The organism is Pseudomonas sp. LBUM1671, from assembly GCF_059695685.1.
On record NZ_CP166782.1, the window covers coordinates 1,645,889 to 1,663,656 of the forward strand.

General features: G+C 59.1%; 12 protein-coding genes. 4 read left to right on the forward strand and 8 right to left on the reverse strand.

The window, feature by feature from the left end; genetic code table 11:
• Nucleotides 1-152: 152 nt before the first annotated feature.
• The 6 genes from ACA060_RS07415 to ACA060_RS07440 form a co-directional block, all read right to left on the reverse strand.
• Nucleotides 153-3,221 (reverse strand): hypothetical protein, encoded by a 3,069-nt coding sequence (locus tag ACA060_RS07415; protein ID WP_497316354.1) that lies wholly within the window; start codon nucleotides 3,219-3,221, stop codon nucleotides 153-155.
• Between the two features lie 370 nt (nucleotides 3,222-3,591).
• Complete coding sequence (locus tag ACA060_RS07420; protein WP_497316356.1) at nucleotides 3,592-6,615, reverse strand: Ig-like domain-containing protein; 3,024 nt, start codon at nucleotides 6,613-6,615, stop codon at nucleotides 3,592-3,594.
• 139 nt (nucleotides 6,616-6,754) lie between these two features.
• A complete protein-coding gene (gene lapD / locus ACA060_RS07425; protein ID WP_497316358.1) occupies nucleotides 6,755-8,695 on the reverse strand; it encodes a cyclic di-GMP receptor LapD in 1,941 nt (646 codons plus the stop codon).
• A 22-nt stretch (nucleotides 8,696-8,717) separates the two neighbouring features.
• Complete coding sequence (gene lapG / locus ACA060_RS07430; RefSeq protein ID WP_497316360.1) at nucleotides 8,718-9,425, reverse strand: cysteine protease LapG; 708 nt, start codon at nucleotides 9,423-9,425, stop codon at nucleotides 8,718-8,720.
• 254 nt (nucleotides 9,426-9,679) lie between these two features.
• Nucleotides 9,680-10,075 (reverse strand): YbaN family protein, encoded by a 396-nt coding sequence (locus tag ACA060_RS07435; RefSeq protein WP_109628523.1) that lies wholly within the window; start codon nucleotides 10,073-10,075, stop codon nucleotides 9,680-9,682.
• Nucleotides 10,076-10,085: 10 nt separating this feature from the next.
• Nucleotides 10,086-10,673, reverse strand: coding sequence for a UPF0149 family protein (locus ACA060_RS07440; RefSeq protein ID WP_010461974.1), 588 nt, complete (start codon nucleotides 10,671-10,673; stop codon nucleotides 10,086-10,088).
• A 400-nt stretch (nucleotides 10,674-11,073) separates the two neighbouring features.
• Between ACA060_RS07440 and recQ the strand changes: the two genes are divergently transcribed.
• From recQ to ACA060_RS07460, 4 genes are all read left to right on the forward strand, one after another.
• Complete coding sequence (recQ, locus tag ACA060_RS07445) at nucleotides 11,074-13,200, forward strand: DNA helicase RecQ (protein WP_497316362.1); 2,127 nt, start codon at nucleotides 11,074-11,076, stop codon at nucleotides 13,198-13,200.
• A gap of 119 nt (nucleotides 13,201-13,319) precedes the next feature.
• Nucleotides 13,320-13,754: a MarR family transcriptional regulator gene (locus ACA060_RS07450; RefSeq protein WP_010461972.1), complete on the forward strand. Its 435-nt coding sequence runs from the start codon at nucleotides 13,320-13,322 to the stop codon at nucleotides 13,752-13,754.
• A 128-nt stretch (nucleotides 13,755-13,882) separates the two neighbouring features.
• Entirely contained in the window at nucleotides 13,883-15,646 is a 1,764-nt protein-coding gene (locus tag ACA060_RS07455) for a motility hub landmark protein FimV (RefSeq protein WP_497316365.1), read from the forward strand.
• 45 nt (nucleotides 15,647-15,691) lie between these two features.
• A complete protein-coding gene (locus ACA060_RS07460; protein WP_497316367.1) occupies nucleotides 15,692-15,979 on the forward strand; it encodes an Rdx family protein in 288 nt (95 codons plus the stop codon).
• Here the strand turns inward: ACA060_RS07460 and ACA060_RS07465 are convergent.
• Nucleotides 15,973-16,866 carry a DMT family transporter gene (locus ACA060_RS07465; protein WP_109628525.1) on the reverse strand — a complete coding sequence of 298 codons (894 nt, stop codon included), beginning with the start codon at nucleotides 16,864-16,866 and terminating at the stop codon, nucleotides 15,973-15,975. The two genes, ACA060_RS07460 and ACA060_RS07465, sit on opposite strands and share 7 nt — an antisense overlap.
• A gap of 72 nt (nucleotides 16,867-16,938) precedes the next feature.
• The gene (locus ACA060_RS07470; protein WP_109628526.1) at nucleotides 16,939-17,703 is read right to left on the reverse strand and encodes a helix-turn-helix transcriptional regulator; all 765 of its coding nucleotides are present in this window, start codon (nucleotides 17,701-17,703) and stop codon (nucleotides 16,939-16,941) included.
• Between the last annotated feature and the right edge of the window lie 65 nt (nucleotides 17,704-17,768).

The window sequence follows — 17,768 nt, forward strand, 5'->3', positions numbered from 1 at the left end:
AAACACCGCTGTTTAATCAGGCTTCGCCATCAGGATCGGACGGAAAATAGATACGCCCTTTTTCGTCCGCCAAACTGTTGGTTGGCGGTTGAGCGTTGCCCAAAAAACGGCTGGAAAGGCCGTTTTGTTGGAGTAATATTTCAGCCTGTAAATTATCTGTAAGTCATCCGGAAATAATCAATAGAAATTAAATCCATCTCCCAGGTTTGGACTTCTACACCCCAAATATCGATACTGGGATGCGAGTAACTAACAAGTTGTGCATCGAAATTAAGTGGGAGCGTGTATTGATGGATCGTATTGTTATTTATGTCTAAAAATCTTATCCATAGGTTATGGGTTTGTGCGAACCTGATAAAAAAACTAACGCCGGAATAGCCCCAATTGAATCGAATACGCATATGTTGTGACGTGCCAAGGCCTTTCCAATGCATCTCCAGAGTCTGCCCATAACTTTTACCCGGTATCTGAGGATAGGGACCAGTGAATAAGTCAGCCAGTGGAGATATCCCGATAAAGCCGGTGCCCCCTAAATAGTAAATAGTCATGCTGTTTAGTGGGATGTTGAGACCTGGCGATACGTGTCTCGTTGAGTATTGATCAAAATTTTCAGACGTGATTGGCACTACTCTGGTGAAACTCCGCGAGTTGGAATTCAACCCGGTCGCTACTGCTTTGGCGTATACCGTGTTTGGGCCAGCGACGGTGGACAGGGTGGTAGCCCAGAAGCCACTTGCGTTGCTCCGCACGATATTTTTGGCGCTGTTGTTATGATGGATCTGCACGCTATACAAAGGCGTCACCTGTCCTTCCAGTGTGACAGAGACACTGGCGGTACTGCCTCCCTCGCCCAGCTCTCCTCGCGAGTGCTTGACCGACGTCAGGGTCACTGCCAGGTGGGCTTTGCGTGTAAAGATGCGCACGGGGGATTCCAGCTGATTTCCATAAACGGCTCTGGCAGTGAGGGAAAAAACCTTCTGCTCCAGAGCCGATAACGTCGTAGTTCCACTCCCTTTGCTATCAAGTGGAATAGGCGCCCCAATGGCCTTGGCTCCATCGTAGAGTTGGATGCTCTGGTTCGGATCGGCAGTGACCGTCACCTTGACCTTGTCGTCGTAAGTCTTTCCGTTATGGGCGACCTGACCTATGGAGTCCGTTATTTCGGGGATGCTTGGTTTGGTGGCCACCACCGTCAGGTTGCGTACGTTGGAGTAAACAGAGGAGGGGTGATACAGCGACTTGGCATACAAGCGGCGGATGCCCACCAGCACGGTGATCGTGCGCTCCCAGTTTCCCGTGGTCTTGTTGGCGGTTGCTATGCCCTTGGACACCGCGCTCGAACCGCTGCCGTCGAAGATTTCGACCTGTTGGCCTTTGCTTGCCTCGCCCTTGAGTTTCAACATGGTACTGGTGGTTCTGGTGCCCTCCTGCACTTCGACGTTGTTGTCATCCAGCACATTGACCAGTGTCGGCACGATCACGGCCACCACCGTCAGGTTGCGTACGTTGGAGTAAACAGAGTAGGAGTGATACAGCGACTTGGCATACAAGCGGCGGATGCCCACCGGCACGGTGATCGTGTGGTCCCAGATTCCCGTGGTCAAGTGGGCGGTTGCTATGCCCTTGGACACCGCGCTCGAACCGCTGCCGTCGAAGATTTCGACCTGTTGACCTTTGCTTGCCTCGCCCTTGAGTTTCAACATGGTACTGGTGGTTCTGGTGCCCTCCTGCACTTCGACGTTGTTGGCATCCAGCACATTGACCAGTGTCGGCACCACCAGCGCCACCGCCTTGATGTTATAGGGCCGATCCGAAAACACCGTGGCCGTGGCCGGGTCGTTGCTCTTGTCCAGCGATACCTTGAACTTGATGGTCAGCGTGGTGCCGTGTCCGAGTTGCGTGAGGTAGCTGCTGACCAGCGCGACGGGCCAGAATCCCTGACTGATCCAAGTCTCATTGACCTGCTCCGGGAGGCCGTTCCACAGCGGCAGATTGTGCGCCGTGCCGTCCGCCTTCTTGCCTTCCAGACTCAGCCAGCACGGCTGGCCGGCTTCGATCAGCGTGTGGAGCAGAGCGTGAATGGTCGCGTTTTTGCTGCCCAGTGCCATTACGTCCAGAAAGTTGTTGGCGTCGGCCTCGACGATCTTCGGCGTAATCAGCGCCGACACCGGCAGCGTCAGGATGCTCAGCAGCAAAGGCAATGAAGTAGTGGTCTTGTCGTTGCGTTCGACGACGCAGATGACAGTCACCTGTTTGCCCAGGCTGTAGGCCAGCACCGAGCGCGGCACGGCAATCTCCAGACCGGCACTGACCAGCCGCTGCGGGCTGGTGTAGGAGCCCGCCGCCGGTGTGCCGGCCGCGCCTTGCCAGATCACGCTCAGCTTGTCGGTGGGCAGCAGCAAGCCCTGCGGCACCAGCACCCGGACTTCCGGCTGGGTCGGGCTGAAGTTGTTGCCGGTCATGCCCTTGACGGTAGGGGCTGGCAGGTCAAGTCGGTCGAGATGAATGTCCAGCCGCTTCTCCGGGGATTTGACCCGGTTGTTCAACTGGTCGATGAGAAAAAACTCAGCCACTGCACTCGGATTGTCGCCCGCTTTCTGGAATGTCTCGGTGAACAGTGTGAGGGTTATTGGCCCCGTGCCGTCGGGGACGTCGAACCTGACCTGGGTGTCGCCCAACCAAAATTCGATGCGATCGTAGGGGCGCCGGTTGGCATAGGTGAACCTGAACTCCACCCCTTGCGCCGCCCGTGCGGCGCTGACGCCGTCCTTGGACACGTCGGGTGGGATAACCAGATCCAGGGTGTCCGCGAGCCGCAGGTGGTAGAGCACCAGCAGATCCCGAGAGGGTTCGGAGTTACCCCCGACACGGGTAACCTCGTAATGCAGACGGTTGACGCCTTGCATCAAATTGCCGTGTGGCAAGTACAGGCGCTGGCGCAGCGTTTCCTCCCCCGGTTTGACGGTTTTTCCTGCTCCCGGGACGAGATTGCCGTTGCAATACAAATCCACGCGATCATCGACCGCCATGATCCAGGAGAGCAGCTGCAGCTCGGTCCAGGGATCGACCAGGCATTCAAGGCCTGAGGCCTGGCCGTCGTAAATGGCTTTGGGAATACCGCCGTGGGCGATGCCGTCCGGTTTTACCGGGGTGACCCAGCCCAGGATGCTCAAGGGGTAGAGCACAAACAGTTCAATCAACGCGGCGGACTGGATATCCATCATTTTCTCCTGGGAGGTGACAAGCCCTGAGTTCTCTCGGGACGAGGTTGATCACACACCAGGCTGGGAAGACTGGCTACTGTCAGATCTGACAGGTTGGCGTGTCTTCCAGACGAACGGTCATATCGATCACATCGGCATCGGCTGGCTGATCAACCGTTACGGGCGGGTGGTTGTGGGGGCCACGATACGGCGACCATGATCAACGGCATGCGTGAGCTGAAACGACAAAACCTGCCATCCCTGTTGAAGGAATGGCGGTTTTTTTTGTTGCCGGTGAGATCGTTTTCGCGAGCAGGCTCGCGAAGAGACCCTACAGAACACTTAGGCAGGGGCAGATAAACAAATTTCCCTTTTCCTCGTTTTTCTCTCAATAAGGTCTGGCGCACCACGGGTTCCATTGCACATGTGGGGCTGCATAGCCGCAAACTATGCCTGGGCCATTGCCATGGCCATGGTCATAGATTTTTGAGTAACCCGCAGGACACCCTCTGGAGTCGAGCATCCAGTTTATCGATCCGCCCAGCACCCAGGTGCGGTGTGATCCATAGACACGCTCCATACCCGCCCAGTGATCGGATAGAGGCATGGAGCCTGGAACGGAGGTCATCCAGGTCACCGCATTTGCCAAGGTCATATGCATTCCAGCTGATGCCGCAACAAAGACGTTCTTCACATCCACGTAATATGTAAGGGTGCTGAATCGATCCTGAACGTGGATGTACGCGCTGCCGTTACGAAGACCAGTAACCTTGCCATTCCCATCGACCGAAACCACGGCCGGATTGCTGGATGAGTAATGAATAGGGGCGACACCGTAAGAGGCGGGGCGATTTTGGGTATTGCCTACAAAATCAAGCCCCGTTCTCGGCCACCCTATTTCAATCCTGAGTCCGTGCAGATTCATAGTGTCTTGGCTGACTTGCAATGGCCGGCGCAGAGTGAAAGATCGTACGGGCGATGTCAGGTTATCGCCGTACTTCGCTCGTAACCGGATTGTGTTCAGCGCGTCATACTTGGCAACCTTCACGGGCTCCGAAAAATCGCCGTTAGCGTCTGTCGTTACCGTCACCTCCACCACGCCATTCACCAGAATCTCGACTTGCTCCTGGATGCTTGCATGCCCGTGTACGGTGATAGTGGTGGCAATCGTAGTGTCGCCTTGTGGAATATCACGACCCTGCGGGTCTTTCAGTGCATCGATATGCGGTTGTAGTTCAATCAGCGAATCGACGATATACGCTTGCCCGGGAAATGCTACGGCCGTTTCCTTGTCAGGCTCTCGGTTCACATTCACCCGGAAGAAGATGTGTAAGGTCGTTTCATCTTTCAGATTGCTGAGCCAGGCTAGCGGCAATGCCAGTCTCAGGCCCCTCTCGGTACCCGTCATTTCGCCTTTAAGGAGTTCATGACGAACCACTTCACCTTGGGTGTTGGTTCCTTCAAACATCAGGTATTGAGGTTGTCCTGAACGTTGCCCCAGCCACCCATCCACTACCAGTTCATTGGCAGCCGTCAGTTTTTTTACTTCCACAATCCCGGATACTCCGCTGATCCGGGGCGTCGGAAGCCGACTGTCTTCGGGGGCGATCGGGGCGATCACAATTTCCACAGCCGGGGATGAAGCAGCTTTTTTCCCATTGCGCCTCAAGTTCCAGCGCAGTCGAATTGTCGTTCCCTGGTTGGCGACAAGAAACGGAGAGTCGAGCACCCAGTTGGCGCGATTGTTTTGGTTCAAAGGAATAAGCGGGAACTGCGGCGAGTCCGTTGACGCCTTGTTGTGTATCAGTCTCGCCCGGTCTTCCTTGATCGCTGCGAGGAATTCGGCCCGTATCGTCCGCTCCCCGTCCAAGGGGTGAATCGGCTGGGGAGCTCCTACCAGAAACGCCGGCTCAAGGACGATGTCTTTCTCATCCCCAATCTTTAAACCCAGCAGATCGGAAGTCACCTCGACTTCACCCGGGTTGGTGATTGTGCATTGCAGTGTCAGTGGGGCGCCGGCGTAAGGGGCGATGTATTTGGCCGGCAGCTGGAAGATGAGCGGCAGCGTCGGGTCGGTGACGATCAGTCGGAAAATAAACAGGATCGCAATACCGTCCGAGTCAATGGTTTGCCAGCGTAATTCGGCCTTCGCGCCTGCTTTCATGGGCCAGTATTTGGCGAACTCCACCTTCGCCAAGGCCGTATCCCCTGGCACGGTATCGTTATTCTCCAGCGGTTCGACCATGGGCAAGCCCAATGGCGGGGACGTCCCGGTGATGGTGACACTGGCGTGTTTCGACAACTGAGTCTTTCCTGCTCTGACCACTTGATAGAACGCCTGCGCCGAGCCTCGGATCAGGTTGCGAACCCATTCGTTGGGAACCTTAAAGTCCACGGATCTGGTCGCGGCAGTCAGCGTCACACTGAAGGTGTGGGTGGCCAGGTCGCCCCCTTTAGTGATCCCTTCAAATGTCAGCTCAAGCAGATCATCTTTTGCAAAGACACCGGTGACCAGTATCTGCAAGGGACCGCCCACGAGCCAATCGTGATGCACCACATCGTCGAGATCGGCCTGTTCAAAAATCGGTGCGGTCAGCAGCACCATCCCTGGCTTGAATACGAGGATCAGCGAGTCCGACCAACCGCTCGAATTTTCCACAACATCGAATACTTCCCAGCGCACAATCACCGTGTTGCCAGGCGGCAAACTGGCGAGCATTTCAGGTGTCAGTTCAAAAACCACGTCACCTAACACAGTGACGGTGGACTCAAGAAGCAACGATCCAAAAGCAAGTACAACCACATCACTTATTTGTTGGTTGTTATACGCCAGCACGGTTACGAACATGCCTTCATCGATCACGGTCTTATCAATGACGGATTCCGAAGCGACGGGCAGCTTGAGGCCCTGGTTGAAGGGTTTTCCGCCGTCTGTGTCCAGCTCACCCGGCTCCGGGTACATGTAAAGCAGCTCAACGGGTGGCGATCCCTCGGTGCCGTTTCCGCTCACGCGCGTAACCTCGTGCCAGAGGGGCAGGTTGTTGGCCTGGAGAGGCGGAAACCTGGCTTCCATGTCTTTGGCGGAAATAAAGAAAGGAATGTTTTTCGCGTTGCCTTCGGTATCGAAGTGGGCATCGGTGACGGAAAATTCAGCGACGGAAGCGTTTTTTGTTTCGATGTACACCCTGATGTAATCGCCGACGGCCATGTTCAGGTAGGCCAGGATGTAGACCAGCAATCCGTCACGATCACCGTGCACCATGTTGATGTTGACCCCCAAAGCACCGTCGCTCTGTGGTTTGTAACCAGGCGGGTAGGGCGGTGCGACCGCCAGCACGCCGATGCCGGGTTCGGGCGGGAACACGAGCTGTCCGTTGGACGTGGAGTCAGCGTTTGTCATGGGGCTGTTCATGAATGCGTACCTTCCATAGAGGCGCCCGGCTTCCCGAATGGGCGGCACCGATACGGATGGATTAGATAATCGGCGTGAGTGTTTGCCTACTGTTAGATCTGACAGGTTAGCCCCGGTTTAAGACGAACGGTAGCCCCCTTTACATCGGCTCCGGCGGTCCAATCAGCCTTCCCATCACCCCAAACAACCCCAACTCCCGAATCACCTCCAATTCCCCTTTGGTCTCGACCATCTCCGCTATCAACGGCAAATCAATGCTGTTGGTCGCCCTGTAAATCGCATCAATAAACAGCCGCTTGTCACTCTGCTCATCAATGTGGCGGATGTACGCCCCATCGATTTTCAAGTACGCCAACCCCAACTGAGTCAAGTTGCCGATCTGACTGAAGCTGCCGCCAAAGTGCTGCAAGCCGATGCGGTAACCGGTGTCGAGCAGGCTGTGGCTCAGGTGTTGTAATTCGTCGGGGGGCGGTAGTTGGCGTTCGTCGATTTCCAGTATCAGCAGATGGGCCAGCTCGGGCAGTGATTCGAGCATGTCGATGATTTGCCGCAGTTGCGCCGGGTCGCGCAAGCTGCTGCCGGACAGGCTTAACGCCAGTGGCCAACGGTTGACGATGAGGTAGTCGAGGGTGGCTTCGAGCATCGCCAGATCGAACCGTGCCGACCAGCCTAGGCGTTCGATCCACGGCAGGAAGTGTCCAGCCGCTATTGCTTCGCCATGCGGATCGATCAGGCGCGCGAGGACTTTGTGGTGCAGCACCTGGCTGGTGTCGGCGCATTGCACCACGGGTTGAAAATAAAGCTGCATTTTGCCCTCGGTGAGGGCGTCGTCGATCCAGGTGCGCCAGTCGTGTTGGGTATGGTTCGTTGCGGTATCGGAACGTGCCAGATGCACCCACGGCCGTTCGGGATGTTGCTGCGCCTGGGCCAGCGCTTGATCGAGGCGCAGCAGCACGTCGCTGGCCGGTTCGCCGGGCTGATAGGCAACCACGCCCAAGTGCGCCACGGGCATGCAATCGCTGGCGCCCGTCAGGCGCAGGTTTTCCAGGGTGGCGCTGATTTCCGAGGCGAGGCGGGCGGCACCGGTGCTGTCCAGGCCTGGTGTCAGCAGGCTGAATTCGCCGCCACGGTTGCGCGCCGCCAGCCAGGTACGGCGCTCCGGCAGTTGAGTCAGGCGCTTGAGCAATTCGCCGACGGCGCTGATCAGCCCATCGGTGCGCAGTCCGCCCAGGCGTTGGTTGAGGCCGATCAGATCGTTGATCCGCAGCATCAGTAAATGGCCGTCGCTGCTTTGCTCGGACACCAACAAATGGTCGGCCAGTTGCTCATCCAGCAAGCGCCGATTGGCGAGGCCTGTGAGGCTGTCCTGATAAGATTCGGCGCGCAGGTTTTCGCTGCGCGTGGCCTCTTCGGAGAACAGCGCCTTGAGCTTTTCGACCATCTGATTCATGGCCAGCACCACGCGTTTCAACTCGGGTGTGCGTGGCAGTTTCGGCAGGCTTACGAACTCGCGCTTGCTGATGGCTTGCGCCTGTTTGACCATCTTGTCGAGCGGGCGCAATTGGCGGCGTAATAACCAGCCGCCGAACACGGCGCTGAGCAATCCGCAGATCAACAGCCAGATCAGGCTGCCGAGGGTGCTGTCCCAGAGTTTGGCCAGGGCGAACTGCGGATTGCTCAGCACTTCGACCCTCGCCACCTGTTCCCAGCCGCGCGTGATCAGCGCATCGCCGCCTTCCGGGCGCAGGTTGACCAGACCCACAAACCAGCCGGGCACGCCTTCGATCTTTGCCGGTGCGATACGCTCCACCAACACCTTTTCATCAACGATAGTGACGACACGGATGCTGCGGAAATAGCCGCTGTCGAAAATCGAGCTGACCAACAGTTCGGTCATTGCCGGGTCGTCAATCTGCGCGGTCAGCGACAGGCCCAGCGCGGTGGCGGCGTCCTGAGCGTGAGAGCGCAACTGGCCGAGCATCTGTTCGCGAGAGCTTTCCAGGCTGACAAAAAAACTGCCACCGAAGGCCACCAGCAAGAACAGGCAAATGGCGAGAAACAACTGTTTGCGCAGTGACATAAAACGCTCCTTGCGACGGCGACTAGCCTTCGCCCACGGCGAAACCTTCGGCTTGCATCTTTTTCAACACGTCCTGCCAACGCGACAATTTCTTCGAGTCGCTGCTGCGTTTGCCGCCATTGGCCCCCGGCAGGTACAGGCCTTCGGCGTTGAAGGCGTACACCGGCAGCAGGTCTTTGCGTTGGGAGGCGGGGCGGATCTCGCCGATCAGGTTGTCGAGCACCAGCGGCTCGGCCGTGGGGCTGCTGTAGAAGGTCAGCACCATGTGCGCCTGGTTCTGGCTCAGGGCCTTGACGTAGGTGATGCGCAGCTTCTCGCTGGGAATCCCGAGTTGGCGCAGGCTGAAATATTTCGCCAGGGCGTAGTCTTCGCAATCGGCGGCGCCCTTGATCAAGGATTCTTCCGGCGTGGCCCAGTAATCGGTCTGACGCCAGATGCGCGTGTCGTCCTGAAAATTCAGCTGTTGATTGAAGAAGCGATTGACTGCGTCCAGTTGCTCGCGCTCGGGTTGGTTGAGTTCGCTCTTGAGCATTTGACTCCAGGCCTCGATTCTTCCTTGGGCGGGGCCGAGCGGGCCGTAGCGCTTTTCGGCGATTTGCAGGATCTGCGTAAATTCCCAGTCGGCCCAGACACTGCTCAGTCCCGTCAGCAGAAAACTCGCCAGCAGCAGCCATCCGCCGAGCCGAAGTCGGAGCGTTTGCCATCCTGGACTACGCCGGCGACGGGACATGTCTGGCTGCTCGGGTGCAGATGACTGAAGTCTAGGCGGAGTTTTCAGCGAGGCAGGACAAATTGTCGGGTGGTGAGGGGGTGGCAGATTGCTTTTGTGGCGAGGGGACTTGTCCCCGTTCGGCTGCGCAGCAGTCGTCAAACCAGGCAATGCGGTGTGTCAGAAGGAAATGGGTTGCAGGGTTTGGGGTCGCTTCGCAACCCAACGGGGACAAGTCCCCTCGCCACAAGAGCCCTTACAGCTCAGGGCTTGAGTCAGGGCTTTTTCAGGGTTTTCTGTTTGAGGATGTAGATCGTCACCAGCACCGCGCTGGTCAGCATGAACCCGCGCGCCCACGGCAGGGGCACCAGGTAGCAGGAGAAGAGGATGCTCACCCACATCAGGCCGATGGCGTAGACCTTGCCCTTGAGCGGGATGCCGTTGCCGTCGAGGTAGTCGCGAATCCACGGGCCGAGCCGTGGATGCCCCACCAGCCACTGATAAAACCGTGGCGAACTGCGGGCGAAGCAGGCAGCCGCCAACAGCAGGAAAGGCGTGGTGGGCAATACCGGCAGGAAAATACCGATCACCCCCAGCGCTACGCTCAGCCAGCCGATGGCCAGCAGTACGTAACGCAACATCAGGGAGCGGTTGCCTATGGGGTTGTCCATAGGCAAAACCTTAGTGGTGACGTGGCTTGAGGATCGCCGGTTTTTCGTCTGGCGCCTGGCACAGCAGGTACAGCGCGGTCAGGGCTTCCGGGATCTGCACGATCATGTCGTCCATCAGGTTGGCGTCTTTGGCGATGTCTTCGAACTCAGGCTGTTCGTCGAACAGACCCGAACCGACCATGATCGGCAGCAGCATTTCGCTGACTTCGTCTTCGGCGGTTTCGAACCAGGCCGCTTCGCGCAGGAACACGCCTTCCATGAAACCGATGCACCAGCCGCGCAGGTCGGAATCGTCCGGCTCTTCGCCCAGGTCCAGGTCGCATGGCAGCTCGAACTCTTCATCGGAAGCCAGTTGGCGGGCGATGTGAGCCTTGAGGGCCAGCAGGGTGGATTCGATCGCTTCACGCTCGGTGTCGTCGGCGTAATGCGGCTCTTCGGCGAAGAGGGCGTCGATCCATTCACGATCCGGAACCTCTTCGGAACAGATCGAAAGCGCAGTGAGGTAGCCGTGGGCGGCCACGTAGTCCAGCGCCTCGTCATGCAGTTCGTCGGCGTCGAGGAAGACTTGCAAACGGGTTAGTTGCTCAGCGAAGGACATTAAAGGGCTACCTTGGGGAATTAACAGATGCGGGAATTCTAGGCCTTCTTGAGCGCTCAGGCCAGCCGCGCGGGATATTTGCACCCCGGAACACCACAATCGCTGTGGTAGCGGGCTTGCTCGCGAAGGCGTCGTGTCAGGCAGCATTAATGTCGACTGATACTCCGCCTTCGCGAGCAAGCCCGCTCCCACAGGTTGCGCGGTGTTTGTCCTTGCGTGTCTTCTCAGCGGCACCCTTTGCCGGGCAGGCGTCGGGTATACTCGCGCGTTTTGTGATGCCCTGCTGGCGTCGCGGCTGTGATGTGAAGCGTCATGCAATGCGTACTTACGATTTGTCAGTGCAGCCTGCGTGGTTCTGAACCAGCCTTGCAGGGATGTTTTTGTGATATTTGGAGTTTTTATGCTCGAACAGGCTCAACGCGTCCTCAAGGACATCTTCGGCTACGACAGTTTCCGTGGCCGCCAGGGTGCAATCATTGAGCGCGTGGCCAGTGGCGGCGACGCCCTGGTGCTGATGCCTACCGGTGGCGGCAAATCCCTCTGTTTCCAGGTGCCGGCGCTGCTGCGCGAAGGCCTGGCCGTGGTGGTGTCGCCGCTGATCGCACTGATGGACGATCAGGTCGCGACCCTCGAAGAGCTCGGCGTCGCTGCCGCCGCATTGAACTCCACGCTGAGCGCCGAACAGCAGCGTGATCTTGCTGCGCGAATCAAGCGCGGCGAAGTGAAGATGCTGTATCTGGCGCCCGAGCGTCTGGTCCAGCCCCGCATGCTGGCCTTCCTGCAAAGTCTTGAAATCGCCCTGTTCGCCATCGACGAAGCGCACTGCGTGTCCCAATGGGGCCATGACTTCCGTCGCGAATACCTGCAACTGGGCCAGTTGGCGGAACTGTTCCCCAACGTCCCGCGCATTGCCCTGACGGCCACGGCCGACAAGCGTACCCGCGAAGAAATCGTCGATCGTCTGCATCTGCAGGATGCCGAGCGCTTCCTGTCGAGCTTCGACCGTCCGAACATTTTTTACCGCATCGTGCCCAAGGAACAGCCGCGCAAGCAGTTGCTGGCGTTCCTCGCCGAGCGCCGCAGTGATGCCGGCATCGTCTATTGCCTGTCGCGCAAGAAAGTCGACGAAGTCGCGGTATTCCTCAGCGAACAAGGCTTCCCGGCGCTGCCGTACCACGCCGGTCTGCCCAATGAAACCCGGGCCCATCACCAGAAGCGCTTCCTCAACGAAGAAGGCCTGATCATGGTCGCCACCGTGGCGTTCGGCATGGGCATCGACAAGCCCAACGTGCGCTTTGTCGCTCACCTCGATTTGCCGAAATCCCTTGAGGCGTACTACCAGGAAACCGGTCGCGGCGGTCGTGATGGGCTGCCGGCGGATGCCTGGATGGCCTACGGCCTGCAAGACGTGGTGATGCTCAAGCAGATGCTGCAAAACTCCGAGGGTGATGAGCGCCACAAGCGTCTGGAGCAGCACAAGCTCGACGCCATGCTCTCGCTCTGCGAAGAAACCCGCTGCCGTCGGCAAACCCTGCTGGCGTACTTCGACGAAGACATGCCCGAGCCGTGCGGCCATTGCGATAACTGCGTCGATGGCGTACAGACCTGGGACGCCACCGAGCCGGCCCGTCAGGCGCTCTCGGCGATTTACCGCACTGGCCAGCGTTATGGCGTCGGGCATCTGGTGGATGTATTGCTGGGCAAGGACAACGAAAAGGTCCGCAGCTTCGGTCATCAACATCTGTCGGTGTACGGCGTGGGCAAGGCCATGGGGGAGAGTGAATGGCGCTCCCTGTTCCGCCAGCTGGTGGCCCGTGGTCTGGCCGACATTGACCTCGAAGGCTACGGCGGCTTGCGCCTGAGCGACACCTGCCGGCCGCTGCTCAAGGGCGAAGTAACCCTGGAACTGCGCCGCGACCTCAAGCCGCAAACCACCGCCAAAAGCAGCAAGAGCCAGGCGAGCCAATTGGTTCGCGGCGAAGAACGCGAACAGTGGGAAGCCTTGCGCGCCTTGCGTCGCAAACTCGCCGAGGAACACGGCGTGCCGCCGTACGTCATCTTCCCCGACTCCACACTGCTGGAAATGCTCCGCAGCCAGCCGACCTCGCTGGCGGAAATGGCCACGGTCAGCGGTGTCGGCGCACGCAAGCTCGAACGCTACGGCGAGGCCTTCCTCGAAGTGCTGGGCGGTCAGGTCGAGGCGCCGAAAGTCGTCGCCGACGTGCGCCACGAGCTGATCACCCTCGCTCGCGCCGGCATGACGCCGTTGCAGATCGCCAGCCAGCTGCAATGCTCGGAAAAGAACGTCTACACCATGCTCGCCGAAGCGATCGGCAAGCAGCAGTTGTCGTTGGAGCAAGCGCTGGACCTGCCCGAGGAATTGATGGGCGAGGTTCAGGATGCGTTCCTCGATGGCGAGGGCGAACTGCCACCGGTGTCGGAGATTGCCGCGCTGTTCGCCGGTCGAGTGCCGGAAGGTGTCTTGTACTGCGTTCGGGCGGCACTGCAGTCCGAATTTGAGGTTTAAATGACCTGTTACAGTGATGTAACGATTCACTACAGACCAGACCTTGCCTCAAGCCAACGGTCATGCTTAGCTGACTAATAATTAGTTTTTCTCTAATTCAGTCTAATCATGAGTGTTTTATGCCGTTAACCGATCAACACCGCTTTGGCATGCAACTGGCCCAGATGTCTCGCGGCTGGCGTGCCGAACTGGATCGCCGCCTGGCGGGTCTGGGTCTGTCTCAGGCGCGCTGGCTGGTGCTGCTGCACTTGGCGCGCTTCGAAGAAGCACCGACCCAGCGTGAACTGGCGCAAAGCGTCGGCGTCGAAGGCCCGACCCTGGCGCGCTTGCTCGACAGCCTGGAAACCCAGGGCCTGGTCCAGCGTCAATCGGTACTGGAAGACCGCCGGGCGAAAAAAATCGTCCTCTGTGCCCCGGCCCGTCCTCTGATCGAACAAATTGAAACCATTGCCACGCAACTGCGCCGTGAACTGTTCGACGGCGTCGACGAGGCGGACTTGAAGGTGTGCATGCGGGTCCACGGGCACATTCTGGCCAACCTGGAAAAATCTTGAGGCATAACCGCGCGTCAGCTTTTTGAGATACCCCGTTGGGCAGACTATAAAGAACTACTAGGCAATATCGTGTTCGTACCGGATGTGCGAACGCGTACAGGTTGGTTCTGGTTATCTAAGGGATGCTCATGCTCGAGAGTTGGCACGTTGTTTTGCGGTGTTGCGCCAGGCTGCTTCTGGTCGGTGGTGCTGTCACTTACTCGGCATTGGCCCCTGCGCTGGGATTGGGCGACATCACTCTTCATTCCGCGTTGAATCAGCCGTTGCGTGCTGACATCGCACTGGTGGATGTGGGTGGGCTGGAGGAGGGCGAGCTCTCGGTCAGCCTGGCGACAGCAGAGGAATTCACTCGTGCCGGCGTCGATCGGGTGTTCTTCCTCAACGACCTGAAGTTCACGCCGATCCTGCGGGGCAACCGCAGCCTGATTCGGGTGACCTCTAACAAACCGGTCAATGAGCCTTTCCTGAATTTCATGGTGCAGCTCAATCAGCCCAACGGCCGTTTGCTGCGCGAGTACACGGTGCTGATCGATCCGCCGGGCTCTCCGGGGATCGTGCCGTCCGACGACGAACCCGCCGCCAGCCCGCAAAACTCTCCATTCCCGAGCGTCAAACCGGCCACTGCGGCGGCACCCGCGGCGAAGAAGTCGGCGCCAGCACCTGCCGCCGTTCAACCTGCCGCACCTGTGCCCGATCCGGTTGCCGAACAACTGGCCGCCAGCGTGCTGCAAAACCAGCAGCTGCAAAAAACCATCGATGAGCTCAATGCAAAGCTTCAGGCTCAGGACGAGCAGATTGCGGGCCAGAAAAAACAGGTAACCGAACTGCAAACCCAATTGGCAGAGGTCAACCAGACGCCGCCGGTGACGCCGGCAGCGGTGGCGTCTGCCCCCGTCGTCGTTGAAGAACCCGAGGCTAGCCACTGGCCGCTGATCATCGGCTTGCTGGCGCTGATTGCGTTGGTGTTGTTTGGGCTGTTTGTTCGACGTCGGCGCCAGCAGCTTCAGGCGTTGCCCGATTCATCGCCCGTTTCACCAGCGCCACATGAGCCGGTACTAGAACGTCCGGCGCAACCGTCGGTGCAACAGCCCATAATCAAACCCGCTCCCGACCATCGTGAAGAAACGTCACCCGGCGATGTGCTGGAAGGTGTCGGTATTTACCTGGCCTATGGCCGTTTTTCCGAAGCGGTCGGTTTGTTGCGAGAAGCATTGGTCAAGGAACCACAGCGCGAAGAGCTGGGCGTGCAACTGCTGGAAGTCCTCGGCAAACAAGGCGACGTACCGGCTTACGACGCACAGGAAAAAAACCTGCGTGACGGCGGGTTCGACGAAGACAAGCTTCAGGCCATCCGCGCCCGCTCCCCGAAGCTCGGCAATGCGCCACCGGTGGCCAGCGCGGCAGTCATCGCTGCCGTACCAGCCGCAGCTGCCGACGAGTTCCAGTTGAACCTGGATGACCTGTCCATGGATTCCAGCTGGGATCTGATCAGCCCTTTCGACAACGCATCCACCGCCAAACCTTCGAATGAACCGTTATCCGCAACAGAACCTGCATTCGCTTCGAACCTGCACGTGTTGCCCGATGTGTTCGAGATGCCTGAAGAATCGACGCTGGATGAACCCGAGCTTGAGTGGGTCGCCGAACCGGACTCACAGGCGCTGGACGGCGACTTTCTCGACGAATTCAGCGATGCCGACCCGTCACTGGAACTTGAGCCGTTAAATCCGCAGCCAGCCGATCCGACCAGCGCCGACAAACTGGAACAAGCCCAGACCTGCATCGATGACGGGGATCTGGACAGCGCCATCGAACTGCTCAACGAGTTGCTCAAGGAAGGTGATGAGCCGCTCAAGCAGACCGCCCGGAGCCTGTTGGCCGGAATCCGCTGAGCCTCTACTATAGCGGCGCCCTCGGGCTCAGGAGTCTTGCCCATCATGACCACGCATAAACCGGAAATCACCATCACCTATTGCACGCAATGCCAATGGCTGTTGCGTGCGGCCTGGCTGGCTCAGGAACTGCTCAGCACCTTCGGCGACGACCTGGGCAAAGTGTCGCTGGTGCCCGGCACCGGTGGGGTGTTCCATATTTTCTGTGGCGATGTACAGATCTGGGAGCGCAAGGTCGACGGCGGATTCCCCGACGCCAAGGTACTCAAACAGCGGGTTCGCGATCAGATCGACCCTGACCGCGACCTCGGCCACAACGACCGCACTCAGTGAGATGCGGCCTCGGCGGCCACAGTCTTTTTGCTTGAACCGCCAGACAATCTGCTGGAGACGACTATCGCGACGATGATCAAGGCGCCGCCGATCAGCATGCGCAACGTCGGGTTTTCATCGAATAACAGCCAGGCCATGGTGATCCCGTAAACCGGCTCCAGGGCAAACACCACGGCGGCGGTGCGCGCCTTGATCACCGCCAGGCTGGCGACGAACAAGCTGTGAGCGACGCCGGTGCAGAACACTCCGAGCAAACCGATCCACAGCCAGTCGATGGCGCGGACTTCGCTCAACTGCGGCGCCGCCACCGGCAGCAGGCACAGCGCGACCACCACGTTCTGACACAGCGCCGCCTGCACCGGCGGGATTCTGCCGGAGCTGGCGCGGTTGGTCAGCGACAGCAGGGCGAACAGCAAGCCTGAACCGACCGCCCACAGAAGGCCCGTGGTGGCACCGCTCGCCAGATCGAAGTCAGGCGTGACCAGCACCAGACCAATGCTCACCAGCACCACCAACAGGATTTCATTGGCGCGGATCCGCTCCCGGAATATCAGCCCTTCGAGGATGACGGTAAACGCCGGGAAGCTGGCGAAACCCAGGGTCGCGATCGCCACGCCGGCGACTTTCACCGCAATGAAGAAACTCACCCAGTGCCCGGCCAGCAGCAAACCGCTGAGCAGCAGACGGCGCAAGTCCTGCGCCTCGAGTTTGTACCAGCGCGTGTTGCTGGCGAACCGCGCGAACACCGCCAGGGCGAGCACGGCAAATGCCGCCCGGCCAAACACGATGACGGCGGGGGAGGCGGCAGCGAGTTTGCCGAACACACCGGTCAGGCCGAACATCAGTGCGCCGATATGCAGGGCGCCAAGGGCGGTACGGGGAGTCATTGCGATCCTTAACAACAAGACAAACAGAGAGGAACATTGAACCGCGCCACACACGCTGTGTCTGTCGCCAGACTATCGTCCTTTGTCGCCAGCCTCGCGCCGCAGTTCGCCCGGGGTCTGGCCAAACTCGCGCAACACCGCCGCCGCAAATGCACTTTGAGAACTGTAACCGACCCGACTGGCGATCTCGCCGATGGGCAATGGTGAATCCCGCAGCAGTCCCACCGCAATATGCAGCCGCCGACTGCGGATGTAATCCATTGGCGTCTGCCCGCATTCAGCGACAAACCGCGCATGCAAGCGGGCGCTGGAGAGACCGGCGACGCGCGCCAGATCGGCGACTTGCAGCGGATACGCCGCGTACTGATCGATATGCGCATTCAACGCCGCATACGGCAGGCGCCGGCCGCCCACGACTTCAGGCTTGGCGTTATTGAGGCTGGCCAACAACAACACCGCGCCTTGCTGGGCAATCAGCGGGTCACTGACCTGGCTGCCCGCCAGCCAACTCACCAGTTGGCTTTGCCCGGCATCCAGCGGCAGCCGGCCAGCATTATCGAGCAAACGACGGCTGGCGTCGGCGTGATCGCCAAGGGACTGCGAAACCCATTGATCGCTCGGTATATCCAGCACCAGACAACGGCTGCCATTGCTGCTGCCGCAGGCATGATGGAAACCCGACGGCACCACCACGAAACTCTGCTGAACCACCTGGCTGCCATGCCCGTCGACCTCGAAGTCCAGCGCACCCGACAGCCCGAACACCAGTTGCGCGTGGTCGTGGCTGTGGACGATCAGGTCTTTGGTGTATTGGCGAAGCGTGAGGATCGGTCTCATCGCAGGTCTCCAGGTGAAGATGCGGCCAGTCTACACCGGCCGGGCGTTGTCACAGGATTGACTCG

Bases quoted from the DNA above. Each gene is read 5' to 3' on its own strand.
- ACA060_RS07450 (WP_010461972.1), top strand. From the start codon at position 13,320: ATGCCGTTAACCGATCAACACCGCTTTGGCATGCAACTGGCCCAGATG.
- ACA060_RS07460 (WP_497316367.1), top strand. From the start codon at position 15,692: ATGACCACGCATAAACCGGAAATCACCATCACCTATTGCACGCAATGC.
- ACA060_RS07440 (WP_010461974.1), bottom strand. From the start codon at position 10,673: ATGTCCTTCGCTGAGCAACTAACCCGTTTGCAAGTCTTCCTCGACGCC.
- lapG (WP_497316360.1), bottom strand. From the start codon at position 9,425: ATGTCCCGTCGCCGGCGTAGTCCAGGATGGCAAACGCTCCGACTTCGG.
- recQ (WP_497316362.1), top strand. From the start codon at position 11,074: ATGCTCGAACAGGCTCAACGCGTCCTCAAGGACATCTTCGGCTACGAC.
- ACA060_RS07415 (WP_497316354.1), bottom strand. From the start codon at position 3,221: ATGGATATCCAGTCCGCCGCGTTGATTGAACTGTTTGTGCTCTACCCC.
- ACA060_RS07465 (WP_109628525.1), bottom strand. From the start codon at position 16,866: ATGACTCCCCGTACCGCCCTTGGCGCCCTGCATATCGGCGCACTGATG.
- ACA060_RS07470 (WP_109628526.1), bottom strand. From the start codon at position 17,703: ATGAGACCGATCCTCACGCTTCGCCAATACACCAAAGACCTGATCGTC.
- ACA060_RS07455 (WP_497316365.1), top strand. From the start codon at position 13,883: ATGCTCGAGAGTTGGCACGTTGTTTTGCGGTGTTGCGCCAGGCTGCTT.
- ACA060_RS07420 (WP_497316356.1), bottom strand. From the start codon at position 6,615: ATGAACAGCCCCATGACAAACGCTGACTCCACGTCCAACGGACAGCTC.
- lapD (WP_497316358.1), bottom strand. From the start codon at position 8,695: ATGTCACTGCGCAAACAGTTGTTTCTCGCCATTTGCCTGTTCTTGCTG.
- ACA060_RS07435 (WP_109628523.1), bottom strand. From the start codon at position 10,075: ATGGACAACCCCATAGGCAACCGCTCCCTGATGTTGCGTTACGTACTG.